The organism is Azospira sp. APE16 (assembly GCF_047901315.1).
GTDB classification, from domain to species: domain Bacteria; phylum Pseudomonadota; class Gammaproteobacteria; order Burkholderiales; family Rhodocyclaceae; genus Azospira; species Azospira oryzae.
This window is the reverse complement of sequence record NZ_CP179682.1, coordinates 784,796-810,364: the sequence shown is the minus strand read 5'-3', so window position 1 is coordinate 810,364 and position 25,569 is coordinate 784,796. Positions and strand designations below refer to the sequence as shown.

The following is a 25,569-nucleotide window of genomic DNA, read 5'->3' as shown; positions in this document are numbered from 1 at the left end:
TACGACTGGGCCGCAGGCCTCACATGGTCAGCCAGCCCCGGGCTTCCGGCTGGAAGGGCAGGTCGGCAATGATCCAGCGGCCTTCGCTCCAGCCTTCCATCTCCAGGCGCACCGGATCGCCGACGCGCAGGCCGAAAATGGCCGAACCGAGGGGGCACAGCACCGACCAGCAGCCTTCGTCCGGATCGTGGTCTTCCGGATAGACCAGGGTCACTTCCCGGCGGCGGCCGCTGTCGGCATCGCTCAGCACCACGGTGGAATTCATGGTCACCAGGTTGGGCGGGATGGCTTCCGGCGGCACCGGGTTGGCGGCCCGCAGACGGCGCAGCACAGTGCCGGCAGAAACGTGGATGCTCTGGTCCCGCAGGTAGAGGCGTTCGATCAGCCCCACCAGGCGCTCCTGGTCCAGGGCGGAAATGATCAGGGCTCCCGGGGCGGGGAAAATCTGGGCGGTTTGGGATTGGGGCATGGCAGCTCCTCACGACAGGCCGTCCGACTCGAGGGTCGGCGCGGCAACAAACAGTAAAAATTGGGGAATGGGGTACAGGGTGAAACCGGCAACACGCCCGGCAGCGACCGTCTCGGCAGCGCTACCGGGCCGGCGGGAGACAGGCCGGGAAACGCCGGCCGCCCCACCCGGACTGCGCCGCCAGCTGCCGCGCAGCCGCCATCCGGGCCTCGCCACGGCGGGCGCCCCGGAAGAAAATGGCGGCAAAAAAAGCTGACGGCATGATAGCTGCACCAACATGGGGCACAAAGATGATGGCGCCAGTCTAGCCCAACCCCCGGCCGGGGGTAGTCGGCCAAACACTTACGTCGATATACGGACTATTCGGCGCCAAACTCCGCTTCAACACGCTGCAACAGCCAGCGCCCGTCTTCGACCAGCAGTTCGCCTTCGCCCATCTGGCTGCGCACGATCAGCCCTTCCACCACCACCATGGCGCAGCGGGCCGCCATGGTGGCCCGCTCGCCCAGGCGGGGGGCCAGCCACTCGGCCAGGAGGCGCTGCAGGTCATCCTTGTGGGCCCGGGCAATGGCGGCGACGCCGGCGATGCCCTCCCCCACTTCCGCCACCGCGTTGATGAAGGCGCAGCCCCGGTAGTCCGGCTCCGCCGCCCAGGCCAGCAGGATGTCGACAACGGCGGCCAGTTCCGGCGGCCGGGCCGCCAGACGGGCCTGGAAGCCGGCCAGCCAGCGCCGGTGGCGCCCTTCCAGGTAAGCCCGGATGAGGTCGTCCTTGGCCGGGAAGTGACGGTAGAAGCTCATCTTCGCCACGCCGGACTCGGCAATGATGCGGTCGATGCCGACGCCCCGCAGGCCGTGCTGGTAGAAGAGCCGGGAAGCGGTTTCCAGGATGCGGGCCCGGGCCCCTTCCGGGTTGGGATCGTCGGGCGGGGCCAGCAGTGTGTCGGTCATGGGAGGTTCCAGAAGGCGGCGGCTGAAAAACGGAATGACGCCACATTGACAGACGGATCTGTCTTGCGCAATATACAGACCTGTCTACATCAATTCCCGAGGAATGCCCATGCTCCCGTTGTCCGCCGCCAAGGCGCCGCCCGCGCCACCCCTGGCCTATATCGCCATTTCCATGCTCGGTGCCGCCGTGGCCATCGGCAGCATCGCCGGACTCAGCCTGTGGAGCGGCACTCCCTGGCTCATGGCGCCCTTCGGCGCCACCTGCGTGCTGGCCTTCGGCCTGCCCGACAGCCCCCTGGCCCAGCCGCGCAACATCGTCGGCGGCCATCTTCTGGCCACCGCCGTCGGCCTGGCGGTGCTGCATACCCTGGGGGACGGCTGGCTGGCCTCGGCCCTGGCAGTGGGACTGGCCCTGGGCCTGATGCAATGGACGCGCACGGTGCACGCCCCCGCTGGCGCCAATCCGCTGCTGGTCCTGGCGACCAAGCCGGCCCTGGGCTTTCTCTTCAGCCCGGTACTGCTGGGTGCCCTGGTCATCGTCGCCTGCGCCCTGGCAGTCAACAACGCCCGGCAGCGGGGCAGCTATCCCAAGTACTGGTATTGAGGCCGGAGGCGGCCAGGGCCGGGGCACCTGCCCCGCGCCTGGCCGGCCGCGTCGACAGAGGCCCTATTACCGCTGGGGCAGCTGGATGGACTGGGTTTCCAGGAAGTCCTCCACCCCGTGGCGCCCCAGCTCCCGGCCGTAGCCGGACTGCTTGAAGCCGCCGAAGGGCGCCAGCAGGTTGAAGAAGGCGCCGTTGATATCCACCTGGCCGGCCCGCAGGCGGCGGGCGAAGGCCAGGGCCCAGGCCTCGTCAGCGGACCACACGGCAGCCGCCAGGCCGTAGTCGGTGCCGTTGGCGATGGCCTCGGCCTCCGCCTCGTCCTGATAGGTGAGGATGGCCAGCACCGGGCCGAACACCTCCTCCCGGGCCAGGGCGGCATCGGGCCGCACCCGGCCGAACACCGTGGGCCGCACGTAGTAGCCGGTGGGCAGGCCTTCCGGCGCGGCGCTGCCGCCGCACAGCAGCTCGGCGCCTTCGGCCACGGCCTGGTCGATCATGGCCCGCACCCGCTGCCGCTGCTGGCCGGAAACCAGGGGACCGAGACGGCTACCCTCCGCCAGGGGATCGCCCAGGGTGTAGGCCGCCGCGGCCTGCACCGCCAGGGCGGCAGCCTCGGCATAGCGCTCTTGCGGCACCAGCAGCCGGGTCAGGGCTGAGCAGGCCTGGCCGGAATTGAGGAAGCAGCCGGCCACCGTGCCTTTCACCGCCGCCGCCAGATCCGCATCCGGCAGCACCACGGAGGCGGACTTGCCGCCCAGCTCCAGGGACACCCGCTTCACCGTGGCCGCCGCCACCGCCGCCACCCGTTTGCCGGCGGCGGTGCTGCCGGTGAAGGAGACGGCCGCCAGGGCCGGATGGGCGGCCAGGGCCTCGCCCACCACCGGGCCGTAGCCGGTGACCAGGTTGAAGACGCCGGCAGGCAGCCCCGCCGCCTCGATCACCTCGGCCAGGAGAAAGGCGTTGAGGGGCGCCACTTCCGAGGGCTTCAAGACCACCGTGCAGCCGGCGGCCAGGGCGGCGCCGACCTTGGCGGCGATCTGGTGCAGGGGGAAGTTCCAGGGCGTGATGCAGGCCACCGGACCGGTGGGAACCTTCAGCACCAGGGACTGACCGATGCGCTCCTCGGCGAAACCCTCGGCGGCGATGCGGGCGCAGGCGGCGAAGGTGAAGATGGGATTGCCGGCCTGGACCCGGGTGGCCAGTTTCACCGGCATGCCCACCTCGCTGGCGATGAGGCGGCCCAGCTCATCCTGGCGGGCCTTGAGGCCATCGGCGATCTTCTGCAGGAAGGCGCCCCGCTCCGCCCCGGAGAGGGCGGCCCAGGCGGGAAAGGCGGCCGCCGCGGCCCGGGCTGCCCGGTCGGCGTCGGTGGCCGTGCCTTCCGGCACCCGGGCGATGACCGTCTCGGTGGCCGGATTCTCCACGTCGATGAAGGCGTTGCCGTCGGGGGCGACCCACTGGCCGCCGATGTAGAAACGGGAATGCTGCTGCATGGGGAAGTCTCCTCTTCTGGTTTTCTGGCGTGGACCCGGCGGGGCCGATCGGGGCAGACGCGCGCCGGACCCACTCCCGGATTCTAAGGCAGGGCGGAGCCGGTGCAGGAAGTGGCAAGGGCAGCGGCGAGGCATGCCGCCAGGAGGCAGGAAGGACGGCCATCCCCGGCATGGCATGGCGGAGATGGCCGCCGTTTCTGGCTTCCAGGCCATCGCCTGCGGCAGGCCGGCCCGGCCTTCAGCAAGGCCAGATCAGCGCGCGACCAGGGCCGCCAGTTCCGCCGCATCGAAGCCCGCCGCCCGCCGCGCCTCCAGGTTGAAGGGCCCCCGCACCTTGGGAGCGCCGTAACGGGCCGCCAGCTCCGCCTCCGCCGCCAGGGGCTCCAGGCCCCGCTCGCGGCAGACGTGGCGATACCAGCGGTTGCCCGCCGCCACATGGCCGATCTCGTCCCGCAGGATGACATCCAGGATCGGGCCGGCGGCGACCTCCCCGGCCTGCACCAGCTTGTCGCGGATGCCCCGGTTCACATCCAGCCCCCGGGCTTCCATGGCCCGGGGCACCAGGGCCAGGCGGGCCAGCACGTCGTCCGCCGTCTTCTCCGCCATGTCCCACAGGCCCCGGTGGGCCGCAAAGTCGCCGTAGGCGTAGCCCAGGGTGCGCAGGTGGTCGTCCACCAGGGTGAAGTGCTGGGCCTCCTCCCGGGCGATGCGCAGCCAGTCCCGGTAAAAATCCTCGGGCAGGTCGGGGAAGCGCCAGACGATGTCCAGAGCCAGGTCGATGGCGTTGAACTCGATATGGGCGATGGCATGCAGCAGGGCGGCCCGTCCCTCCGCCGTGTGCAGGGAACGGCGCGGCACTTCGGCCGGCGGCACCAGCGCGGGCCGCGGTGGCCGCCCCGGCAGGGGCGCGGTTGGCACAAGCCGCTGGCCCGGCGCCACCGGCCCTGCCGAATCGAGGGCCAACACCGCCGCCACCTTGGCGGGCACGGTATCGAGCATCAGGGCGGCGAGGGCTTGCTGGCGGAGCATGGGCGGACGTTCATCAAAAGGAAACGGCAGTGTGCCAAAAATGGGGGACCGCTGCAGCGCGGGACAGACGACGGGAACGCCGGGACTGACGCCCGGCGGCAGTGCATGGCTAGCAAACAAGGCGCCACCGTGGTGCATGGCAAGCGCCCCCGGGGGAACGCGCCGGCCAACCATCCCGCCGCCCGGAAACCCGCGTCCTGCCTCGATCCCGGAGGCCAGACAGCAAGCCTTGGAGCCTGACCGCGCATCGGGCACGGCCTTTGCTGAAAGCAAAGTGGGAGCGTCCGTCACCATCGACCTTTACGGAGAAAAATCATGAACGGAACCGAAATCGAAATGACCCTGCGGGAACTGGAAATCCACCACAAACTGACCCAGGTCCTGCTGCTGGCCGTAGTGGTCTTCTGCGCCGGCGCCGTGGCCCTCAGTCTCTAGGCGGCAGCAAGGAGCAAACCCCCCGGGCGGCCAGCCAGACCAGGCCGCCCCACAGCAGCAGCAGGAAGACCCAGCCCGCCAGGCTCGGCGCACACCAGCCCCAGCCGCAGGCGCCGTCGTGCTGCAGCAGCCCGGGGAGGCCCAGGGCGTGGAACAGGTAGATGGAAAGATAGGGAATCGCCGCCAGCAGCCCCAGGGGCGAATCCAGGTAGGCGGGGAAGAACAGCCCCGGCAACAGCAACAGGCCGTAGAGGCCGACCAGGGCGACGAACACCAGCCCGGTGCGCCGCCGGGCGCTGCCGGAAGTGGCCGCCTTCATGGCCAGACGGGACCGGCGATCGCCGGGCCGGTCACGGTGCTTCCTTGAGATAGGAGCCCCAGCACCGATCCGGCCGGGGTTCGACGCAGGCAACGTACTTGGCGTAATCCGCCGAGAAGCGCACGAAGACGGTCCAGTCCCTGCCGGAAAAATCCTCGCTGGAGCCTGAACAGTCGGGGCCGCCGCTGTCCTTCAGGTTGTGCCCGGTCAGGGTGTAAAACCCATTGACGTCCGGCACCGCCGACAGCTCGTAGCGTTCCTCCACATACTCCTCGCCGCTGGTGCCGGAGAGAAAGCCGTTCGCACGGTAGGTGTGTCGCTCCGTGCAGCCATTGGGCAAACGGAAAGACCAGGTCCCAACGATGGGACCGAACTTCAGCCCCACCTCGGACGACGGGGACGCGGCCTGGACCGACAAGGCAGGGAATACGGCAGCAAGCAGCAGCACAAATTTCTTCATCCCACTCTCTCTGTATAGCGAGGACTCACGCCAAACACCGCCTACTTGGCGTACTGCTTCACCGTCGCCCACTGGCGGCGGCTCACCGGCAGTTTTTCCGGCACTTCCTTGAGCAGGGCCAGCCACTGTTCGCCGCCCTCCTCCCCGTCCCCCTGGCCCCGCTCGAAGCCGGCCAGGGCGTCCTTGGCCACCAGCACGCTGCGGTGCAGGCGGATGAAGCGCTCGGCGAACTCCTGTTCCAGATGGGTGAGGGCCTCGTCCAGCAGGTATTCCCGCTCCCGGGTGCGGGCGGTGACGTATTTGAGATCGGCCTTGAGATAGAGCACGTCCTGCACCGGCACCAGCAGGATGCGGCCCCGTTCGTGGCAGGAGAAGTGGCGGCGGGCGCCCTGGCCGGACTCCTGGCGCACCTTGGCCAGACGTTCGGCGGTAAGGGGACCCACCAGCCGGGCCTTTTCCAGGGCGGCCTGGAGGCGGGCCAGACGCACCGGCTTGAGCAGGTAATCCACCGCATTGAGGTCGAAGGCCTGGACGGCATGGGTGTCGTAGGCGGTGGCGAAGATCACCGCCGGCGGCCGCGGCAGGCCGGCCAGGTGGCGGGCCAGCTCCAGGCCGTCCATCTTGGGCATGCGGATGTCCACCAGCACCACGTCGGGCTGCACCTGCTGGATCAGTTCCAGGGCCGCTTCGCCGTCGCCTGCCTCCCCCACCACCCGGGTCGGCAGCTCCAGGGCCAGGTCCTCCAGCAGGGTGCCCATGCGCCGGCGGGCCGGCGCTTCGTCGTCCACCAGGACGATGCTGAGAGGGGCGGGCATGGGCTCGGTCATGGCAACGGTCTCCGCAGGGGAAGGGTGATGCGCACCCGGTAGGTGCCGTTCTGTTCGCTGCTTTCCAGGCGCGCCTCCAGGTCGTAGTAGAGGTCCAGGCGCTCCCGAATGTTGGCCAGGGCCATACGGTTGCCGGCATGGTGACCCTGGCCCGGGGGACAGGGATTGGTCAGTTCCGCCACCATGGCGTCGCCCTGACGGGAAAAGCCGATATGGATGGTGCCGCTGCCCTCCCCGGGCTCGATGCCGTGGTAGACGGCGTTCTCCAGCAGGGGCTGCAGCATCAGGGGCGGCACCAGGGCATCGTCGGGCACGTCCACGATGTCCCACTCCACCTTGAGCCGCTCGCCCAGGCGCAGCTTTTCCAGCCCCAGGTATTGGCGGCAGAGGGCGATTTCGTCGGACAGGGGCGAGAGATTGCGGGCATCCCGCATCAGGGCGCGGAACAGGTCGGCCAGTTCCTCCAGGGCCGTCTCGGCCCGCCGCGGGTCCTGGCGGATGAGGGAGAGCACGGCGTTGAGGCTGTTGAAGAGGAAGTGGGGACGGATGCGGGCGGTCAGGGCCTGCAGGCGGGCCTCGGCCACGGCGGGGGAGAAGGCCCGGGCCCGCAGGCTGAAATAGAGAAGCAGGAGCAGGGTCGCCGCCGCCGCCAGCAGGGCCGCCCGCAGGGCAGCACCCCAGCCGCCCTCGATAAGGCCCATGAAACGCCAGAAATCGAAGAACAGCAGGGCCTGGGCCATCACCAGCAACAGCACCAGGGCCTGGCCGGCCCGGGGCTTGAGGCGCCACAGCCAGTCCCGGCCCAGGGCCAGCAGGCCCAGGGTGGACAGCAGCAGGGGCTCGCACCAGGTGGCCAGCTCCACCAGGCGCTGGGGCCAGTCCTCCAGACGGGGCGCCAGCAGCAGGGCAGCGGCGGCCACCAGCAGGTTGGCCCCCAGCAGGATGCGCAGCATGACGCCCAGATTGCGGCAGTCCGGCAGGGGATGGGCAGCGGGGTTTTGCTTTATACTTGCCAACTTATTTGCGCTTTCCGTGCAGTTTTCAGCGGCTTTTCCTGGCAAATGGCGGCGAAATTCCAGCTTTGCGCCACTTTGCTCCGGTTTGCCTCAAATTCGTCCCAAGTTTCCCACATATCATGACCCAACAGAACTCCTCCTACACCTGGGCCGGCCGTTTCTCCGAGCCCATGTCCGACCTGGTCAAGCGCTACACCGCCTCCGTTGATTTCGACCAGCGCCTGTGGCGCCAGGACATCAACGGCTCCCTGGCCCACGCCCGCATGCTGGCCAAGCAGGGCATCATCGCCGCCGCCGACCTGGCCGACATTGAGAAGGGCATGGCCCAGATCGTGGAGGAGATCGAATCCGGCAAGTTCGAATGGTCCCTGGACCTGGAGGACGTGCACCTCAATATCGAAAAGCGCCTCACCACCCTGGTGGGCGACGCCGGCAAGCGCCTGCACACCGGCCGCTCCCGCAATGACCAGGTGGCCACCGACATCCGCCTCTGGCTGCGCGACACCATCGATTCCATCGTTGAACTGATCAAGGCTTTCCAGACCGCGCTGCTGGTCCTGGCCGAGAAGGAGGCCGCCACCCCCATGCCCGGCTCCACCCACCTGCAGGTGGCCCAGCCCGTCACCTTCGGCCACCACCTGCTGGCCTATTTCGAAATGACCCAGCGGGACAAGGAGCGCTTCCTCGACTGCCGCAAGCGGGTGAACCGCTTGCCCCTGGGCGCCGCCGCCCTGGCCGGCACCACCTACCCCATCGACCGGGAATTCGTCGCCGCCCAGCTGAGCTTCGACGGTGTCTGCGAAAACTCCCTGGATGCCGTTTCCGACCGGGACTTCGGCATTGAATTCTGCGCCGCCGCCTCCCTGCTGATGACCCACTTCTCCCGCCTCTCGGAAGAACTGGTGCTGTGGATGAACCCCCGCTTCGGCTACGTCAAGATCGCCGACCGCTTCTGCACAGGCTCTTCCATCATGCCCCAGAAGAAGAACCCGGACGTGCCGGAACTGGCCCGGGGCAAGACCGGCCGGGTGAACGGCAGCCTCATCTCCATGCTGACCCTGATGAAGGGCCAGCCCCTGGCCTACAACAAGGACAACCAGGAAGACAAGGAACCCCTGTTCGACGCCGCCGATACGGTCATCGACACCCTGCGCATCTTCGCCGACATGATGGGCGGCATCGAGGCCCGGCCCGAGCGCATGCGCGGTGCCCTGGCCGAAGGTTTCGCCACCGCCACCGACCTGGCCGACTACCTGGTGAAGAAGGGTCTGCCCTTCCGCGAAGCCCACGAAGTCGTCGGCGCCGCCGTCAAGGCCGCCGAGACCCAGGGCAAGGACCTGGCCGACCTCACCCTGGCCGAGCTGCAGGCCTTCTCCCCCCTGGTGCAGAGCGACGTGGCCACCTGTCTGACCATCGAAGGCTCCCTGGCCGCCCGCAACCACATCGGCGGCACCGCCCCCGAACAGGTCAAGGCCGCCATCGCCCGGGCCAAGGCCCGGGTGTAAGCTAGCGACAATAGCAACACAGCGCTGCTCCGCCGCCCCGGCGGAGCAGCGGGGCAAGCAGTCCCCGCCCGCATTCCGCCTCACTTGCCTCATCCCGCTTCAGCTGTCGCCGCCTGCAATAACAAACATGGAGCCTGACCGTCCCATGGAAAAGATCGGCAAGTACGACGTCATCCGGGAACTGGGCCGCGGTGCCACCAGCACCGTGTTCCTCGCCCACGATTCCTTCGCTGACCGCGACGTGGCGGTCAAGCTGGCCTTTCCCGAAGTCCTCAAGGACCCGGAACGGGGCAAGCTCTACTCCCACCTCTTCCTCAACGAAGCCTCCCTCGCCGGCAAGCTCAACCATCCCCACATCGTGCAGATCTACGACGCGGTGGTGGAGGAGAACCTGGCCTACATCGTCATGGAGTACGTGCCCGGCGGCACCCTGGAGGACTTCTGCGACCCCGCCAAGCTGCTGCCGGTGGAGCGGGTGGTGGAGATCATCTTCAAATGCACCCGGGCCCTGGATTTCGCCTTCCGCCTCGGCATCACCCACCGGGACATCAAGCCGGCCAACATCCTCCTGGCCGAATCGGATGCCCGGGGCTTCTCCGGCGACATCAAGATTTCCGACTTCGGCGCCGCCCTCACCGCCGGCACCGACCGTACCCAGGTCTCGGGCATCGGCTCCCCGGCCTACATGTCGCCCCAGCAGGTCAAGGAACAGCCCCTGGACCACCGCACCGACATCTATTCCCTGGGCGTGGTGATGTACCAGATGCTCACCGGCCAGCTGCCCTTCCAGGCCAGCACCAACTACAACATGGTGTACCAGATCATCCATCTGGCGCCGACGCCGCCCAGCCAGTTGCGCCACGACCTGCCGCCGGCCCTGGAGGCCATCGTGCAGAAGGCCATGGCCAAGGACCTGGATGACCGCTACGCCACCTGGGAGGAATTCGCCCACGACCTGGCCCAGGCGGTGCGCAACAAGCAGCTGCAGGCCCGGCAGGACGAGTTCGCCGACACGGAGAAATTCGACACCCTGCGCGCCCTGCCCTTCTTCGCCGGCTTCTCCGACGTGGAGATCTGGGAAGTGCTGCGCTTCTCCCGCTGGGACAAGGTGACGCCGGGAGACGTCATCATGCGCGATGGCGAAAAGGGCGACTTCTTCTGCTTCCTGGCCGAAGGAGAACTGAAGGTGACCAAGGGCGGCAAGATCCTCAACCTGCTCACCGCCGGCGACTGCTTCGGCGAGATGGCGGTCATCGCCGGCGGCCACAAGACCCGGGGCGCCGACGTGGTGGCCCTGACCCAGGCCAAGATCGTCACGGTCAAGGGCGAAGCCCTGCACAAGGCGTCGGAAACCTGCCGCATGCACTTCTACCAGTCCTTCCTGGAAGTGCTGGCCAGCCGCCTGGCCCTGGCCAACGCCCGCCTCGCCGCCTTCTAGGCGCCTTCCGGTCGCCCCGCCCTAGCGCAGGGTGAACAGGTACTTGGCCTTGGGCTCCGGGGCCGCAGCCACAGGCTCGGCCGGGTCCAGCGCCATGGCCTGGCGCAATTTGCCCGCCAGTTGGGCCAGTTCCTCCTGGCCCGAGCCTTCGGCCAGGGCCACGATGGCCCGGGCGTATTCCTTGTTTTCCTTCATGTAATCCACATCGGTGATGCGGTTGAGGCTGCGCCGCATCAGTACGTGGATGCGCCCGATCAGGGCGAATATTTCACTGTCGCTGCTCATGGCCGTTGCGTCCTCATTCCAGATGCTCGCCGTGCTGGGAAATGTCGAGGCCGTCCCGCTCCTCGTCTTCCTCCACCCGCAGGCCCACCAGCAGGCTCACCACCACCAGCACGGCGGCCGTGGCCACGGCGCTGAAGAGGGCGGTGGCGCTGACACCCAGCAGCTGCTTCAGCACCGAACCGTGGGCACCGCCGATGGCCGGACTGGCGAAGACGCCGGTCATCAGGGCGCCGACGATGCCGCCCACGGCGTGGATGCCGAACACGTCGAGGGAGTCATCGTAGCCGAAGACCCGCTTCAGGGCCGTGGCCCCCACATAACAGGTGAGGCCGCCGGCAATGCCGATGAAGAAGGCGCCGCTGGGCTCGACGAAACCGGAAGCCGGGGTCACCGCCACCAGGCCGCCGACGGCGCCGGAAATGATGCCCAGGGCGCTGGGCCGGCCCCGCACCACCCACTCCACCACCATCCAGGACATGGCGGCGGCAGCCGAGGCCACCTGGGTCACCAGCATGGCCATGCCGGCCCGGGAATCAGCCGCCAGGGCCGAACCGGCGTTGAAACCGAACCAGCCGACCCACAGCAGGGCCGCCCCTACCACGGAGAAGGCCAGGCTGTGGGGCATCATGGGTTCGCTGCCGTAGCCCAGGCGCTTGCCGATGAGGATGGCTGCCACCAGGCCGGCAACCCCCGCATTGACGTGCACCACCGTGCCGCCGGCGTAATCCAGCACCCCCATCCGGGCCAGCCAGCCATCCGGCTCCCACACCCAGTGGGCCACCGGGGCATAGACGGCAAGGGACCACAGAGCGGCGAACAGCAGCAGGGCGGAAAAGCGCATGCGCTCGGCAAAAGCCCCCACCACCAGGGCCGTGGTGATGATGGCGAAGGTCAGCTGGAACATGAAATAGACGGTTTCCGGGATGGGCGCCTCGCTGACGCCGGCCAGGCCGTCCAGGCTGAGGCCGTGCAGCAGCAGCCGGTCCATGCCGCCGACGAAAGCGCTGCCGGGGCGCAGGGCCAGGGTGTAGCCGAGGGCCATCCAGGTCAGGGTGACCACGGCGGCCACGGCAAAGACCTGGGTCATGGTGGACAGCACGTTCTTCTTGCGCACCATGCCGGCATAGAACAGGGCCACCCCGGGCAGGGTCATGAGCAGCACCAGGGTCGAGGAGGTCAGCATCCAGGCCGTGTTGGCCCCGTCGGCATGGACCGGCAGGGGCACCTTCTCCGCCACCACGGCCAGTGCCGGGGGGGCCGGCTCGGCGGGCGCCACTTCGCTGGCCTGGGCAATCATGGCCCCGGGCGCCAGGCCCACGGTATCCGAATACTGGGCCAGGGCCGGCGTGCCGACGGAAAGGAAGAGGGACAGGGAAACGAGCCAGCGCAACAGCAACAGGGGCGGCAGCTTGCTCAGGACGGTCAACAGGGGGGAAAACGCGGGCGGTCGCATGTGCTCTCCATTCATTTAATTTTTCGAATGGATGCACTCCTGCAAACCTTATGCCAATTCAATCGCCCGGCCATGCCAAAACAATTTATTGCGTCGCATCAGACACTTACCCGGCCACCTTCGAATCACCCCGGGGACAGGGGCTGCCCAAGGCTGGTGCGGCGCCGCAGGCGGGCGCACCGGGATAGCCGCCCCGGCTGCCGTCAGCGGCTGCAATAGCTGGGCAGGCGCCAGGTGTCCTCGCGCACGGTCAGGGTACTGCGCACGATGCCGGTCGTGCCGTCGAACAGCACGTTGAAGCGGGCCGGCATGGCCCACACGTCGCAGTAGCGCCATTCCCACACCAGCTCATTGCGCCACTCGAAGAACTGCACCCAGGTCGGCGGTCCGAAGCGGCGCAGGATTTCCTCCTTGCCGTCCTCCCCGGCCCGCACCTTGGCGAACTCTTCCTCCACCAGGGCATTGTGCAGGGAGCGCAGTTTGCCGTCCGGAGCGAAGACCAGCACCCGGGTGACGAAACCCAGGGGGGCGGTGGCGTAGAGCAGGCGCTCGCCGCCGTCGGCCTCGGGGAAGCGCACGGTGGGCGCCCCCCAGGCGGCCACCACCTGATCGCGGGAGGTCTCGCCGGGGCGCAGGGGCTGGCCGCCGCAGGCAGCCAGGAACAGGGGCAGCAGAAGAATGAGGAGGATTGGACGCATGAATCGAAGCATGAACCAGTCGGCCCGGCAGGGCAAGGTGACCCAGGTCACATACAGGGCGCCCGGCCCTCCCCATACTTGGAATATCAGAAAAACCTCATATATCAGGAGCAGCCATGAGCAAGTCCTTCACCACCATCACCGGCGACGTTTCCAAGGCTCTCGCCACCCTGCGCAAGGAAATCCCGGACACCATGCAGGGCTTCAACGCCATGGCCAAGGGCGCCCTCCAGGGCGGGGCCATCGACGAGCTGCACAAGGAGCTGATCGCCCTGGCCATCGGCGTCGCCAGCCGCTGCGACGCCTGTATCGGCTTCCACGTGAAGGCCCTGATCCGCCTCGGCGTGACCAAGGAACAGCTGATGGAAACCCTGGGCATCTGTGCCTACATGGGCGGCGGCCCCACCCTGATGTATGCCGCCGAGGCGGTACGGGCCTACGAGGAACTGACGGCCAAGCTGCAACCTGCCGCCTGAGCCTCCGGGGGCGCTTCCGGCCGCCTCGGGCGGCACTCAGGCCTAGGCGGAGTGCGCTTCCAGGCGGAAGCGCCGCAAGGTCTGGTGCAGGGCCTGGGCCAGGGCTTCCAGGCGCCGCGCCGTATCGGCCGCTTCGTGGGTGGCGGCGCTGTTTTCCTCCACCATCTGGGCTACCTTTTCCACATTGGCGGAAATGTCGCCGCCGGCATGCTTCTGCTCCCGCAGGGCGTCGGCGATGGTATTGACCGCCGCCACCACTTCCTGGGAACTGCTGCGGATGGCCTGCATGGAGTCGCTGGCCTGCTCGGCCATGGCGACGCCCTGCTCGACCCGGGCCGTGGCCCCGCCCATGGCGTCCACCGCCTCCCGGGCAGCATCCTGGACACCGGCGATCATGTCGCTGATTTCCGTGGTGGCCAGGGCGGTCCGTTCCGCCAGCTTGCGCACCTCGTCCGCCACCACGGCGAAGCCCCGCCCTGCCTCCCCGGCCCGGGCTGCCTCGATGGCCGCATTGAGGGCCAGCAGATTGGTCTGCTCGGCCACCATGCGGATCACCTGGACCACGCTAGAAATCTGCTCGGAGCGGCTGCCCATGGCCTCGATGGAGCGGGCCGCGCCGCCCACCGCCACCGCCACGGCCTGCATCTCCGCCACGGTGCGCAGAATGACGTCGTGGCCGTCGCCGGAAAGCTGGCCGGTGCTGTCGGAAATGGCATGGGTATGGCTGGCGCTGTCGCTGACCTGGGCGATGCTCACCGTCACCTGTTCCACCGCCGCCGCCATAGCAGCCGTGGCTTCGCTCTGGGTCGCCGAGCTCTGGGCCAGCTGCACCGAATTCACCGACAGGTCCCGCGCCGCCTCGGACACCTCCCCCGCATTGCCCTGGATCTCGCCCACCATGGCCCGCAGGCTGTTGCGCATGGTGGCCAGGGCGGCCATCAGGCTGTCGCCCCGGTCCTGGGGATGCAAGCGCAGGTCGGCGCTGAGGTCACCCTCGGCCAGGCGCTGCACCAGGGCCTTGGCCTCCTCCGGCTCGCCCCCCAGGGGTCGGGTGACGCTGCGGATGATCCACAACGCCAGGGCCGTAGCCAGGACGATGGCGGCCGCCAGGAAGACCAGCATCAGGTTGCGGGCCTGGGCATAGACCTCCCGGGCCGTGACGGCGGATTCCTCGAACAGCTCGCCCTGGAAGGCGACGAAGGCATCCACGGCCTGCACGTAGGCTTCCAGCTGGGGCATGCCCTCGCTGGCGAAGAGGCGGCTGGCTTCTTCCCGCCGCCCGGCTTCCAGCAGTTCCAGGACCTTCGGATAGGTGCCGGCAAAGGCCAGGCGCTTGGTCTTCAGGTCGGCCACCAGCTGCTTGCCCTTGGGGCGGTAGAGCAGCTTTTCCAGGATATCCAGGCGCTGGTTCACCATGTCCCGGTAGCCGACGATTTTCTGTTTCTGCTCGGCCAGGCGGGAGGTGTCGTGGAACAGGGAGAACATGGTGCGGGCCACATCGTTGGCAGCGTAGGCAATGTCCTTGGCCATCTCCACCTTCTGCCAGTCCTTGGCGGCCATCTTCTCCACCTGCTCGTTCACCCGGGCCAGGGCCTGCAGCGCCACCAGGACCGCGGCCGTCAGGATCAGGGAAAAGATCCCGAAGCCCAGAGCCAGCCGCCCACCCACCGTCAGCTTGCGTGCCATGTTGTCCCCTCCTATTTTTGGAAGGGCCCATTTAGCACTTTGGAATAATACAAAAACATAACCCAGATCAATTCCGGGCACTAAAGGCGGCCCCAATGAAAACGCCGCCCTCCTTGCGGAGCGCGGCGTTGCGGGGAACGGAGCGGAACAGGCTCAGGCCTGGGCCACGCCTTCCAGCATCTGCTGCAGTTCGCCGGCCTGGAACATCTCGCGCATGATGTCGCAGCCGCCGACGAATTCGCCCTTGATGTAGAGCTGGGGGATGGTCGGCCAGTTGGCGTAATCCTTGATGCCCTGGCGGATTTCCGGGTTCTCCAGCACGTTCACGCTGTAGAACTGGTTCACGCCGCAGGCCTTGAGAATCTGCACGGCGGTGGCGGAAAAGCCGCACTGGGGGAACTGGGGGGTGCCCTTCATGTACAGCACCACCGGATTGCCGGTCACCTGTTCCTTGATCACTTGTTGTGCATCCACGCTTCTAAACTCCAGTCGTTGAATCGGTTGGTTAATCTGGCAGCCTGCCGCCGCTGACCCGCTCGATGCCGGCCAGGTCGCGCCAGGAAGTGACCTCTTTGAACCCGCCGGCGCCGAGAAGTTCGCGGACTTTTTCCGCCTGGTCGTAGCCGTGTTCCAGCAGCAGCCAGCCACCGGGCACCAGGTGGGCGGGCGCCCCCTCGATGATGGCGCGCAGACAGGAAAGTCCGTCGCCGCCGTCGGTGAGGGCCCCGTTGGGCTCGAAGGGCAGGCCGTTCTGGGAGAGGTGCGGGTCCTGGGCCGCCACATAGGGCGGGTTGGAGACGATCAGTTCGAACTGTTCCCCCGCCAGGCCGGCGAACCAGTCGCTGTGGCGGAACTCGACCCGGGCACCGAGACACTCGGCATTCTCCCGGGCCACTGCCAGGGCGGCGGGGGACACATCCACCGCCGTCACCTTGGCCTCGGGCCACTCGCAGGCAATGCTGACGGCGATGGCACCGCTGCCCGTGCCCAGGTCCGCCACCCGGGGCCAGGCCAGGGGCTTGAGGCGTTCCAAGGCCTGCAGCACCAGCAGTTCGGTGTCGGGCCGTGGGATCAGCACGTCGGGCGTCACCTTGAAGCTGCGGCTGAAAAACTCCCGCTCGCCGGTGAGGTAGGCCAGGGGTTCGCCCCGCTCCCGGCGCATGACCAGGGCCATGAAGGCCTCGGAATCGGCGGCAGCCAGGGGCTCGTCGGGGCGGGTGAGGAATTCCACGTGGCTGATGCCCAGGCAATGCTGCAGCAGCAACCGCGCATCCAGGGGGGCGATGCGGCGCCGCACCTGATCCACCGCCTGGCGCCGGGTGAGGCCGGCGCTGCCGCTCGCGGCCGCCATCTCAGCCCTGTTCTTCGGCCAGGGCGGCCAGCTGTTCGGCCTGATGTTCGGCCAGGAGGGCGCCGGTCAGTTCTTCCAGGTCCCCGTCCATGATCTGGTCGATCTTGTACAGGGTCAGGTTGATGCGGTGGTCGGTGATGCGCCCCTGGGGGAAGTTGTAGGTGCGGATGCGCTCGGAACGGTCACCGGAGCCCACCAGGCTCTTGCGCGTGGCGGCCTCCTTGGCCTGCTGCTCGCGCACCTGCACGTCCTTGATGCGGGCCGCCAGCACCTTCAGGGCCGAGGCTTTGTTGGCGTGCTGGGAGCGGCCGTCCTGGCACTCGGCAACGATGCCGGTGGGCAGGTGGGTGACGCGCACGGCGGAGTCGGTCTTGTTGATGTGCTGGCCGCCGGCACCGGAGGCCCGGTAGGTGTCGATGCGCAGGTCCGCCGGATTCAGCTCCACGTCGGCCACCTCGTCCACCTCGGGCATCACCGCCACGGTGCAGGCGGAGGTATGGATGCGGCCCTGGGTTTCGGTGGCCGGCACCCGCTGCACCCGGTGGCCGCCGGATTCGAACTTGAGCTTGGAATAGGCGCCGAGGCCGGCGCTATTGCCGGCAATGCGCACGATCACTTCCTTGTAGCCCCCCAGGTCCGACTCGTTGGCGGAAACCACTTCCACCTGCCAGCGCTGGCGCTCGGCGTAGCGGCTGTACATGCGGAAGAGGTCGGCGGCGAACAGGGCCGATTCGTCGCCGCCGGTGCCGGCGCGGATTTCCAGGAAGATGTTGCGCTCGTCGTTGGGGTCCCGCGGCAGCAGCAGCTTCTGCAGGTCCAGCTCCAGTTCCGGCAGGCGGGCCTTGGCGGCTTCCACTTCCTCTTCCGCCAGTTCCTTCATGTCCGGATCGGCCAGCATTTCCTGGGCCGCGGCCAGATCGGCCTCGGCCTGGCGGAAGGCACCATAGAGGCTCACCACCGGCTCCAGCTCGGCCCGCTCCTTGGACAGCTTGCGGAACTGGTCCATGTCCTTGGCCGCTTCCTCGCTGGAGAGCAGGGCATCCACCTCTTCGAGGCGGCGGGTCAGTTGGTCGAGCTTTTCGCGGATGCTGGGTTTCATGGGCAATCAGTAGGCGACAGCCACCCACGGCATGGGGACGGGCGCCGGGCGCCCGCGGGCCCTACTCGCCGTGATGCAGGTGGAAGAGACGGGTGATGAGGTGCTGCAGTTCGCCCCGCTCCTCCCCGGCCTGGCCGAGGACCTGGGTGGGGGCGTGCAGGAACTTGTTGGTGAGGCGCTGGGACAGGGCTTCCAGCACCTTTTCCGGATTCTCGCCCTTGGCCAGGAGCTTCAGGGCATGTTCCATCTCGTGGCGCCGCATGCGCTCGGCGGAGTCGCGCAGGGCGCGGATCACCGGCACGCTGTCCCGGGTGTCCAGCCAGTGCAGGAACTGGCCCACCTGGGTGGTGATGATGGATTCGGCCTCCACCACGGCGGCCTGGCGGGACTCCAGGCCCGCTTCCACCACCTGGGCCAGATCGTCCACGGTGTACAGGAAGACGTCGTCCAGTTCCCCCACCTCGGATTCGATGTCCCGGGGCACGGCCAGGTCCACCATGAACACGGGCTTGTGGCGGCGCGCCTTGACGGTGCGCTCCATCATGCCCAGGCCGATGATGGGCAGGGGGCTGGCGGTGCAAGAGACGACGATGTCGTACTGGGGCAGATGCTCGGCCAGGGCGTCGAGGCGGATGGCGGTGGTGGGGATGCCGTCCGCCGCCAGCCGGTCGGCCAGGGCCTGGCCCCGCTCCACAGTGCGGTTGGCGATGGTCACCTGCTTGGGCTTCTGGGCCGCGAAGTGGGTGGCGCACAGCTCGATCATTTCGCCGGCGCCGATGAAGAGAATGCGCTGGTCGGCCACGGATTCGAAGATGCGCTCGGCCAGATGCACGCCGGCGGCGGCCATGGAGACGATGTTGGCGCCGATGGCGGTGGTGCTGCGCACCTCCTTGGCCACGGCGAAGGAGCGCTGGAACAGCTTGTTGAGCATGGTGCCCAGGGTGCCCGCCTCTTCCGCCACCCGCACCGCATCCTTCATCTGGCCCAGGATCTGGGGTTCGCCGATGACCATGGAGTCCAGGCCGGAGGCGACGCGGAAGGCATGGCGCACGGCCTCGGGCTGGGGCAGGGTGTACAGGTAGGGCTGGATGGTGCTGCGGGGCAGGCGATGGTATTCGGCCAGCCAGTCGGCGGCGGCTTCCGGCGTCTCCGTGGCGCAGTACAGCTCGGTACGGTTGCAGGTGGAGAGGATCGCCGCCTCCTTCACCGGCTTGGCCCGCACCAGCCCGGCCAGGGCCTCGCTCAGGGTTTCGGCGTGAAACGCCACCTGCTCGCGCACGGAGACGGGCGCCGAGTGATGGTTGATACCGAGAGTGAAAAGGGCCAGGGACATGGAGGGGGCTGAAGAAAATCTGGAGCGGATTATAACACCGGCCCCGGAGGGGGCTTTTCTGATGAACATCAAGAGCGGAGCCGATTCCCGCCTGTCATGCTCACTCCGGCTGGCGGCTGTCCAGCACCAGGGTCACAGGACCGTCGTTATCCAGGCTCACCGCCATGTCGGCGCCGAAGACGCCCGTGGCCACCGGCCGCCCCAGGCGCTCCTGCAGCAGGGCGACGAAACGGGCGAAGAGGGGCTCGGCCGCCTGGGGAGCCGCCGCCCGGCTCCAGGAGGGCCGGTTGCCCTTGCGCGTCGAGGCGAACAGGGTGAACTGGCTCACCGCCAGCACCTCGCCGCCCACCTCCTCCAGGCTGCGGTTCATGACGCCCTCGGCGTCGGCAAAGATGCGCAGGCGCAACAGCTTGCCCACCAGCCACTCCATGCCGGCGGCGGTGGCCTCCGGCTCGGCCGCGTCGGCCGTCTCGATACCCACCAGCAGCAGCAGGCCGGAACCTATCTGGCCCACCACCTGCCCCTCCACCCGCACCGCGGCCCGGCTCACCCGTTGCAGCACCACCCGCATGGGCTCAGGCGTCCTGCAGCAGGATCAGGTGCACCCGGTAGGGGCCGTGGGCGCCCAGCACCAGGGTCTGTTCGATGTCGCCGGTGCGGGATGGGCCGGAAACGAAATTGACGGCCCGGGGCGGCGCTCCCCGCTCGGCGCGCAGGCGGGCCCAGCCCTCCTCCATGCCCCACACCAGGCTGGAGGCAGGCACCAGGGCGACGTGGGTTTCCGGCAGCAGGCTGGTGACGCCATGGTTGTCCACTTCGCCCAGCAGCATCAGGGTGCCGGTTTCGGCGATGGCGCAGTAGCAGGTGGTGAGGCCCAGGCGGTCGTCGCCGCGGGCCGCGCCGATCCTGATCTCCAGGCCGGCTGCGGCCCAGTCCAGATGGGCCAGGGCGGGCCAGGCCACGCCCTGGCGCGGCAGATTCTGGGCCGCCAGGTAGCGGGCCAGGGCAGCCGGGGCGTCGGCCCAGCCGGAGACCACGTCCACCGTGCTGGCCAGGGCTTCGGCGCGGCGGCGGAACTCGCCCAGCAGATCGGCGCGCTCCGTCGGCCGGGGGCCCTGGCGCTGGCCGGGGCGGGCGGCCAGGACGGCGGCGACCCGCTGCTTGCGGGCTGCGGCCTCGTCGGCGCCGAGGCGCAGGCGCACGCGGTTGAGAATGTCGTTGCGGGCGGACATGGAAACTCCTTAGGCGACGCGGTTCGCCGCACCGGGAGTCATGGCTCCCCGGGCGAAGGCTTCAAGGTTGTCGATCAGCTGGTCGGCCAGGGCCTGCATGGCCGGGGCACTGGCCCAGGCCACGTGGGGCGTCAGCAGGAAATTGGGGGCAGCCAGCAGGTCCGGGGACAGCAGGGGATGGTCGTCCGTCGGCGGTTCCGCGGTGAGCACGTCGAAACCGGCGCCGGCGATCCAGCCCTCCCGCAGGGCCCGGGCCAGGGCGGCCTCGTCCACCAGGCCGCCGCGGGCGGTGTTGATGAGCAGGGCCGAAGGCTTCATCGCCTGGAGTTCCGCCGCCCCGATCAGGTGGCGGGTCTCGGCCGTCAGCGGGCAGTGCAGGCTGAGGGCGTCGGCTTCGGCCAGCACGGTCGCGAACGCGGTGTAACCAGGACGCACCACGGCAGCCCCCTTGCGTTCGGCCTGCAGCACCTTCATGCCGAAGGCCTGGGCCAGACGCACCACGCCCTGGCCCAGGCTGCCACCGCCGACCACCCCCAGGGTGGCACCGTGCAGGTCCCGGATGGGATGGTCGAAAAAGCAGAACTGTTCGGCACGCTGCCAGCGCCCCTCGGCCACGCTCTGGCGGTAGGCCAGGAGGTTGCGGGAGAGGGCCAGGAGCAGGGAAAAGACGTGCTCGGGCACGGTGTGCACCGCATAGCCCTGGATGTTGCTGACGACGATGCCCTGGCGCCGGGCCGCCTCCAGATCCACGTTGTTGGTGCCGGTGGCGGCCACCGCCACCATTTTCAGCTGGGGCAGCCGGGCCATCAGGGCGCCGCTGATGGGCAGCTTGTTGACGATGGCGATGCTGGCCCCGGCCAGGCGCTCTTCCAGCTGCGCCGCCGTGGTGCGGGCGTACTCGGTCCACTCGTGGGCGAAGGCGGGGCGCCGCACCTCGGCGCGGATGGATTCCCGCTCCAGATAGACGATGCGATGCATGGGTTCAGTCCTGCAGGGCGGCCTGCAGGGTGCCGGTGACGGCGGCCGGAGCCAGGGCCACCAGGGCGCGGGTGCCGATCAGGGACTGGATTTTTTCCGCCAGTTCGGCGGCGCCGGCAAAGGCCAACAGATCCACGCCCGGATGCTCGGCCAGGGCCTTGAGCACCGCTTCGTCTCCCTGGACCAGGTTGCAGGCGCCATCGGGCACGCCGGCCCGGGTGAACAGCTCGGCCAGGGCCAGGGCACAGGACGGGGCCAGGGGGCTGGGCTTGAGCACCACCACGGCGCCGGCGGCCAGAGCCGAGGCGGCCAGGGCGGCGGGGGCCAGCAGGGGCGCCACGTTGTCGCTGAGGCCGGCCACCAGGCGGGGCTGGCCGTGGGGCGCCGGCATCTGGCGCAGGCAGGCGATGGTGGCGGCCACTTCGGCCTGGGCCACGCCCTGGTCGCAGCCGGTCTCTTCCACCAGCAGCTTGGCGAAATGGCCGGCGTAGCGGTCCAGGCTGTCGGCCACGCTCTTGAGGCAGCCGCGGCGGGTTTCCACGTCGGCGGCGGACCAGGTGGGCAGGGCCAGGCGGGCGTTGTCCACCGCCGTCGCCACCTCGTCGGCGCCGCACAGGGGCACCTTGCGCAGCACTTCGCCGGCGGCGTTCTGGATGTCGCGGAACACGGGAGCCATGGTCAGGTAGGCGCGGCCGCCGATCCACAGGGGCAGGGCCGGGGCTTCGTTGGGGGTGAGCATCATGGTGGCTGTCCTCAATAATTTGAAAATTCGTCTGGCCCCGGAGCGTAGGCGGGATCAGCGGTCAATACCTTGATCCGCTTCAATCCTGGCCGGCGCCGGGTGTTCGGCTCAATCCTGCGGGCGGCGGGCGGCGTACAGCTCGCGGAAGGTCTTGCCCTGGGGCGCCGGGAAATCCCGTCCCCGGCTCCATTCAGGCACGCCGGGCAGGGTGCGGATGGAGGCCTTGCCGCCGGCCAGCAGCTTCAGGGCCCGGGCGCCGAGGCCGGCGACCAGGGCGTACAGGCGCGGCCGGGCGGCGAAGAAGCCCCAGGTGCGCAGGGCCCAGCGTTCCTGCCAGGGGCGCAGTTCCGTTTCCATCTGCTTTTCCCGCAGCTTGCGCAGCAGTTCGGGCAGGGGAATCTTCACCGGGCAGACGATGCTGCACTGGCCGCACAGGGTGGCCGCCTGGGGCAGGTCCGGCGCCTGTTCCAGGCCGGTGTAGAGGGGCGTCAGGACCGAGCCCATGGGGCCCGGATAGACCCAGCCGTAGGCGTGGCCACCGATGCTCTGGTACACCGGACAGTGGTTCATGCAGGCGCCGCAGCGGATGCAGCGCAGCATCTCCTGGAAATCGCCGCCCACCAGGCCGGCGCGGCCGTTGTCCATGAGCACGAAGTACATGTGCTCGGGGCCTTCCACCGCGCCCTCGGCCCGGGGGCCGGTGAGCAGGGAAACGTAATTGGAGATGGTCTGGCCGGTGGCGGAGCGGGTCAGCAGGCGCAGCAGGGCGGAGAGGTCTTCCAGGGTGGGAATGACCTTTTCGATGCCCACCACCGCCACATGGACCCGGGGCAGGGTCGTCACCATGCGGCCGTTGCCCTCGTTGGTGACCAAGGCCACGGAACCGGTTTCGGCCACCAGGAAATTGCCGCCGGTGATACCCATGTCGGCGGAAAGGAAGTGTTCCCGCAGGGCCACCCGGGCTTCCCGGGTCAGGGCCGGGATGTCGATCTGGCCTTCCGGCGTCACCGGGCGACCGTGGCAGCGGGCGAACAGTTCGTCCACCTCTTCCTTGTTCTTGTGGATGGCCGGCGCCAGGATGTGGGAGGGCGGCTCCTTGGCCAGCTGCAGGATGTACTCGCCCAGGTCCGTTTCCACCGACTGCACCCCGGCGGCCTCCAGGCCCTCGTTGAGGCCGGCCTCCTCGGACAGCATGGACTTGGACTTGATGACCTTCTTCACCCCGTGGCGCTTGGCGATGTCCACGATCAGCTGCTGCGCCTCCCGGCCGTCCCGGGCCCACAGCACGGTGGCGCCGGTGGCGGTGGCTTTGGCCTCGAAGGCCTCGAGCCAGGCATCCAGGTCCGTCAGGGCCGTATCCCGGATCTCGGCGCCGATGCCGCGCAGGGTTTCGAAGTCGCCGGCCTGGCCGACGCTGTCGAATTCGGCCACCACCCGGGCCCGGCCGCCGACGAAGAGTTGCTTGGCGCCGCCCAGCTTGGACTGGAGGGCCGGATCGGCCAGGCGCTCAGCCGCCCGGGCGCGAAATTGGAGGGACTTAACTTCCACGAGAAGAGCCTTATGCAGGGAAGGGCAAGAAAAAAGTCAAAAATATATTGCGACGCACAATTCCATAATGCGAAAATTGCCCGTCACGGCTGCGAAAGCCGAATTATAGTGCTCCCGGGAACAAACCCAGGGATGCGATAAAGAAAGCGACCGAGAGAACATGGCAGAGAGTGCAAGCAGTGCAGGCAAGGCCAGCCCCCGGGCTGCCGCCAAGACGGCCGGCGAGAAGCCGGAAAGCCGCAGTTCCATCCAGGTGATCGAGCGCATGATGTCCCTGCTCGACGCCCTGTCCGCCCAGCCGGACCCGGCCAGCCTGAAGCAGCTGGCCCAGGCCACCCAGCTCCATCCCTCCACCGCCCACCGCATCCTGGCGGCCATGACCCACGCCCGCTTCGTCGAGCGCCACGACCAGGGCACCTACCGCCTCGGCATCCGCCTGCTGGAGCTGGGCAACCTGGTCAAGTCCCGCATCAATCTGCGGGAAGTGGCCCTGCCCTTCATGCAGACCCTGCACGAAACCATCGGCGAGGCCATCAACCTGGGCGTGCGCCGGGACGACGAGATCGTCTATATCGAACGCACCTCCAGCGGCCGCTCCCTGGTGCGGGTGGTGTACCTGGTGGGCGGCAGCGCCCCCCTGCACCTGACCTCCGTCGGCAAGCTGTTCCTGGCCGAGGCCGGTGCCCAGGAGGTGAAGGAATACGCCAAGCGCACCGGCCTGCCCGGCAAGACACCCCATTCCCTGACCACCATGGCCGCCCTGGAAAAGGAACTGGACAAGATCCGCCGCCACGGCATCGCCTTCGACAACGAGGAAGCGGAAATCGGCCTGAAGTGCGTCGCCGCCCCCATCCACGACGACGAGGGCCACCTGGTGGCCTGCCTCTCCGTCTCCGCCCCCACCGACCGCCACAATCCGGACTGGGTGGACCAGGTGCGGCGCACCGCCGACGAAATCTCCCAGGCCCTGGGCTACAGCAAGCCGCGCAAATAGGCGGGTGGCGGGCGACAGCGCCCGGCCCCGGCAAAAGAAAAAGGCCGCGCAATGCGCGGCCTTTTTGCTGGGTGCCGAAAACTCAGGCGCGGCTGGTGCGGCGACCGAGGGAGGCGCTTTCCATCCAGCGCTTGATGCGGTTGGCGTCGCCGATGCGGGTCATCTTGCCGGCGGAATCCAGCAGCACGATGACCACCGGGCGCTCGGCCACCCGGGCCTGCATCACCAGACACTTGCCCGCTTCCTGAATGTAGCCGGTCTTGGACAGGCCGATATCCCAGGTGGTGCTCTTCACCAGGGCGTTGGTGTTGTGGTACTCCAGCAGGCGGCCATTGGTTTCCACCATGGCGCCGGAGGTGGTGGAGAACTCCCGGATCAGGGGGTAGGTATGGGCCGCAGCCACCATCTTGGCCAGATCGTTGGCGGTGGACACGTTGTTGCTGGTGAGGCCGGTGGGATCCTGGAAGTGGGTGTCCATCATGCCCAGGGAGCGGGCCTTGCGGTTCATGGCTTCGACGAAGGCATGCAGGCCGCCGGGATAATGCCGCGCCAGGGTGTGGGCGGCCCGGTTCTCGGAAGACATGAGGGCCAGCAGCAGGGCGTGTTCCCGGGTCAGCACGGTGCCGACGGAAAGGCGGGAGCGGCTGCCCTTGAGGGTGTCGATGTCCTCTTCGCCGATGGTCACCGGAGCCGACAGGTTGGGCTGGGAATCCAGCACCACCATGGCGGTCATCAGCTTGGTGATGGAAGCGATGGGCACCACGGCGGAGGCGTTCTTCTGGTAGATCACTTCGCCGTTGCCCTGGTCCAGAACCAGGGCGGCGCTGGACTGGACGGCCAGGCGCTGGGCTTCGCCGAAGTCGGCGGGAACGGCGGAAGCACGGCGCACATTGGAATTGCGCACGTTCTGGGAAATCACTTTGGGCTTGCTGGCGGTGGCCGGCTTGCTCGTCGAGGCCTTGACCGGCTTGGCGGCCTTGGCGGCGGGGGCGGATTTTGAAGTCTTGCGTGCCTTGGACTGGGAGGCTTCGGCGGCCGGCGGAACGGCCACGGCAACAGCTGCCAGACCCAGCAGCAATGCGGGAATGAACGTCTTCCGCATTTATTTCTCCTGCGAGGTGTCGGGTTACAGGGATTTTACGTCAGTT

27 protein-coding genes are annotated in these 25,569 nt (G+C 68.4%); 5 read left to right on the top strand and 22 right to left on the bottom strand.

The genetic code is table 11. The features are described from left to right. Positions 1 to 19: 19 nt before the first annotated feature. Together ACLSSQ_RS04080 and ACLSSQ_RS04075 are read right to left on the bottom strand one after the other, a co-directional pair. Complete coding sequence (locus ACLSSQ_RS04080; protein ID WP_130459133.1) at positions 20 to 469, bottom strand: GreA/GreB family elongation factor; 450 nt, start codon at positions 467 to 469, stop codon at positions 20 to 22. 359 nt (positions 470 to 828) lie between these two features. Next, complete coding sequence (locus tag ACLSSQ_RS04075) at positions 829 to 1,419, bottom strand: TetR/AcrR family transcriptional regulator (RefSeq protein WP_416243852.1); 591 nt, start codon at positions 1,417 to 1,419, stop codon at positions 829 to 831. 109 nt (positions 1,420 to 1,528) lie between these two features. Here ACLSSQ_RS04075 and ACLSSQ_RS04070 point away from each other — a divergent pair, with 109 nt between their 5' ends. Next, positions 1,529 to 2,023 carry an HPP family protein gene (locus tag ACLSSQ_RS04070; RefSeq protein ID WP_014235229.1) on the top strand — a complete coding sequence of 165 codons (495 nt, stop codon included), beginning with the start codon at positions 1,529 to 1,531 and terminating at the stop codon, positions 2,021 to 2,023. Positions 2,024 to 2,089: 66 nt separating this feature from the next. Here ACLSSQ_RS04070 and ACLSSQ_RS04065 read toward each other — a convergent pair whose 3' ends face one another. From ACLSSQ_RS04065 to ACLSSQ_RS04040, 6 genes are all read right to left on the bottom strand, one after another. Next, positions 2,090 to 3,517: an aldehyde dehydrogenase family protein gene (locus ACLSSQ_RS04065; RefSeq protein ID WP_416243851.1), complete on the bottom strand. Its 1,428-nt coding sequence runs from the start codon at positions 3,515 to 3,517 to the stop codon at positions 2,090 to 2,092. Between the two features lie 252 nt (positions 3,518 to 3,769). After that, positions 3,770 to 4,546 carry a ferritin-like domain-containing protein gene (locus ACLSSQ_RS04060; RefSeq protein WP_416243850.1) on the bottom strand — a complete coding sequence of 259 codons (777 nt, stop codon included), beginning with the start codon at positions 4,544 to 4,546 and terminating at the stop codon, positions 3,770 to 3,772. Positions 4,547 to 4,970: 424 nt separating this feature from the next. Continuing rightward, the gene (locus ACLSSQ_RS04055) at positions 4,971 to 5,300 is read right to left on the bottom strand and encodes a hypothetical protein (protein ID WP_416243849.1); all 330 of its coding nucleotides are present in this window, start codon (positions 5,298 to 5,300) and stop codon (positions 4,971 to 4,973) included. Positions 5,301 to 5,331: 31 nt separating this feature from the next. After that, complete coding sequence (locus ACLSSQ_RS04050; RefSeq protein WP_416243848.1) at positions 5,332 to 5,760, bottom strand: hypothetical protein; 429 nt, start codon at positions 5,758 to 5,760, stop codon at positions 5,332 to 5,334. A gap of 41 nt (positions 5,761 to 5,801) precedes the next feature. Beyond that, positions 5,802 to 6,587, bottom strand: coding sequence for a LytR/AlgR family response regulator transcription factor (locus tag ACLSSQ_RS04045; protein ID WP_416243847.1), 786 nt, complete (start codon positions 6,585 to 6,587; stop codon positions 5,802 to 5,804). After that, on the bottom strand, positions 6,584 to 7,603 hold the full coding sequence (locus tag ACLSSQ_RS04040; RefSeq protein WP_416243845.1) for a sensor histidine kinase: 1,020 nt from the start codon (positions 7,601 to 7,603) through the stop codon (positions 6,584 to 6,586). The genes ACLSSQ_RS04045 and ACLSSQ_RS04040 overlap by 4 nt, the downstream gene beginning before the upstream one ends. 119 nt (positions 7,604 to 7,722) lie before the next feature. Here ACLSSQ_RS04040 and argH point away from each other — a divergent pair, with 119 nt between their 5' ends. Together argH and ACLSSQ_RS04030 are read left to right on the top strand one after the other, a co-directional pair. Beyond that, complete coding sequence (gene argH / locus ACLSSQ_RS04035) at positions 7,723 to 9,108, top strand: argininosuccinate lyase (protein WP_416243844.1); 1,386 nt, start codon at positions 7,723 to 7,725, stop codon at positions 9,106 to 9,108. A 127-nt stretch (positions 9,109 to 9,235) separates the two neighbouring features. Beyond that, a complete protein-coding gene (locus ACLSSQ_RS04030; protein WP_416243843.1) occupies positions 9,236 to 10,546 on the top strand; it encodes a protein kinase domain-containing protein in 1,311 nt (436 codons plus the stop codon). 21 nt (positions 10,547 to 10,567) lie between these two features. Here the strand turns inward: ACLSSQ_RS04030 and ACLSSQ_RS04025 are convergent, their stop codons facing one another. The 3 genes from ACLSSQ_RS04025 to ACLSSQ_RS04015 all read right to left on the bottom strand — a co-directional run bounded on the left by ACLSSQ_RS04025 (position 10,568) and on the right by ACLSSQ_RS04015 (position 12,982). After that, positions 10,568 to 10,831, bottom strand: coding sequence for a hypothetical protein (locus tag ACLSSQ_RS04025; RefSeq protein WP_014235238.1), 264 nt, complete (start codon positions 10,829 to 10,831; stop codon positions 10,568 to 10,570). Positions 10,832 to 10,844: 13 nt separating this feature from the next. Next, complete coding sequence (locus ACLSSQ_RS04020; protein WP_416243842.1) at positions 10,845 to 12,284, bottom strand: ammonium transporter; 1,440 nt, start codon at positions 12,282 to 12,284, stop codon at positions 10,845 to 10,847. Positions 12,285 to 12,487: 203 nt separating this feature from the next. Further along, a complete protein-coding gene (locus ACLSSQ_RS04015; RefSeq protein ID WP_205231164.1) occupies positions 12,488 to 12,982 on the bottom strand; it encodes a hypothetical protein in 495 nt (164 codons plus the stop codon). A 116-nt stretch (positions 12,983 to 13,098) separates the two neighbouring features. Here ACLSSQ_RS04015 and ACLSSQ_RS04010 point away from each other — a divergent pair, with 116 nt between their 5' ends. Then, a complete protein-coding gene (locus ACLSSQ_RS04010) occupies positions 13,099 to 13,458 on the top strand; it encodes a carboxymuconolactone decarboxylase family protein (RefSeq protein ID WP_014235241.1) in 360 nt (119 codons plus the stop codon). A gap of 42 nt (positions 13,459 to 13,500) precedes the next feature. Here ACLSSQ_RS04010 and ACLSSQ_RS04005 read toward each other — a convergent pair whose 3' ends face one another. From ACLSSQ_RS04005 to ACLSSQ_RS03960, 10 genes are all read right to left on the bottom strand, one after another. Beyond that, positions 13,501 to 15,144 (bottom strand): methyl-accepting chemotaxis protein, encoded by a 1,644-nt coding sequence (locus ACLSSQ_RS04005; protein ID WP_130459144.1) that lies wholly within the window; start codon positions 15,142 to 15,144, stop codon positions 13,501 to 13,503. A 153-nt stretch (positions 15,145 to 15,297) separates the two neighbouring features. Continuing rightward, on the bottom strand, positions 15,298 to 15,618 hold the full coding sequence (gene grxD, locus ACLSSQ_RS04000; protein WP_014235243.1) for a Grx4 family monothiol glutaredoxin: 321 nt from the start codon (positions 15,616 to 15,618) through the stop codon (positions 15,298 to 15,300). Between the two features lie 31 nt (positions 15,619 to 15,649). Continuing rightward, positions 15,650 to 16,495 (bottom strand): peptide chain release factor N(5)-glutamine methyltransferase, encoded by an 846-nt coding sequence (prmC, locus tag ACLSSQ_RS03995; protein ID WP_416243841.1) that lies wholly within the window; start codon positions 16,493 to 16,495, stop codon positions 15,650 to 15,652. 1 nt (position 16,496) lies between these two features. Further along, positions 16,497 to 17,594: a peptide chain release factor 1 gene (gene prfA, locus ACLSSQ_RS03990; RefSeq protein ID WP_130459146.1), complete on the bottom strand. Its 1,098-nt coding sequence runs from the start codon at positions 17,592 to 17,594 to the stop codon at positions 16,497 to 16,499. 61 nt (positions 17,595 to 17,655) lie between these two features. After that, positions 17,656 to 18,921 carry a glutamyl-tRNA reductase gene (gene hemA, locus ACLSSQ_RS03985; protein ID WP_043798505.1) on the bottom strand — a complete coding sequence of 422 codons (1,266 nt, stop codon included), beginning with the start codon at positions 18,919 to 18,921 and terminating at the stop codon, positions 17,656 to 17,658. 106 nt (positions 18,922 to 19,027) lie between these two features. Further along, the gene (gene dtd, locus ACLSSQ_RS03980) at positions 19,028 to 19,498 is read right to left on the bottom strand and encodes a D-aminoacyl-tRNA deacylase (RefSeq protein WP_152089789.1); all 471 of its coding nucleotides are present in this window, start codon (positions 19,496 to 19,498) and stop codon (positions 19,028 to 19,030) included. A 4-nt stretch (positions 19,499 to 19,502) separates the two neighbouring features. Continuing rightward, a complete protein-coding gene (locus tag ACLSSQ_RS03975) occupies positions 19,503 to 20,159 on the bottom strand; it encodes a LutC/YkgG family protein (protein ID WP_130459148.1) in 657 nt (218 codons plus the stop codon). 9 nt (positions 20,160 to 20,168) lie between these two features. Beyond that, positions 20,169 to 21,137: a D-2-hydroxyacid dehydrogenase gene (locus ACLSSQ_RS03970; protein ID WP_014235249.1), complete on the bottom strand. Its 969-nt coding sequence runs from the start codon at positions 21,135 to 21,137 to the stop codon at positions 20,169 to 20,171. 4 nt (positions 21,138 to 21,141) lie between these two features. Next, positions 21,142 to 21,879 (bottom strand): aldehyde dehydrogenase family protein, encoded by a 738-nt coding sequence (locus tag ACLSSQ_RS03965; RefSeq protein WP_416243840.1) that lies wholly within the window; start codon positions 21,877 to 21,879, stop codon positions 21,142 to 21,144. A 108-nt stretch (positions 21,880 to 21,987) separates the two neighbouring features. Then, positions 21,988 to 23,427, bottom strand: coding sequence for a LutB/LldF family L-lactate oxidation iron-sulfur protein (locus ACLSSQ_RS03960; protein ID WP_416243839.1), 1,440 nt, complete (start codon positions 23,425 to 23,427; stop codon positions 21,988 to 21,990). Between the two features lie 160 nt (positions 23,428 to 23,587). Between ACLSSQ_RS03960 and ACLSSQ_RS03955 the strand changes: the two genes are divergently transcribed. Beyond that, on the top strand, positions 23,588 to 24,421 hold the full coding sequence (locus ACLSSQ_RS03955; protein WP_014235252.1) for an IclR family transcriptional regulator: 834 nt from the start codon (positions 23,588 to 23,590) through the stop codon (positions 24,419 to 24,421). An 82-nt stretch (positions 24,422 to 24,503) separates the two neighbouring features. Here the strand turns inward: ACLSSQ_RS03955 and pbpG are convergent, their stop codons facing one another. After that, positions 24,504 to 25,523, bottom strand: coding sequence for a D-alanyl-D-alanine endopeptidase (pbpG, locus tag ACLSSQ_RS03950; protein ID WP_014235253.1), 1,020 nt, complete (start codon positions 25,521 to 25,523; stop codon positions 24,504 to 24,506). Positions 25,524 to 25,569: the final 46 nt, after the last annotated feature.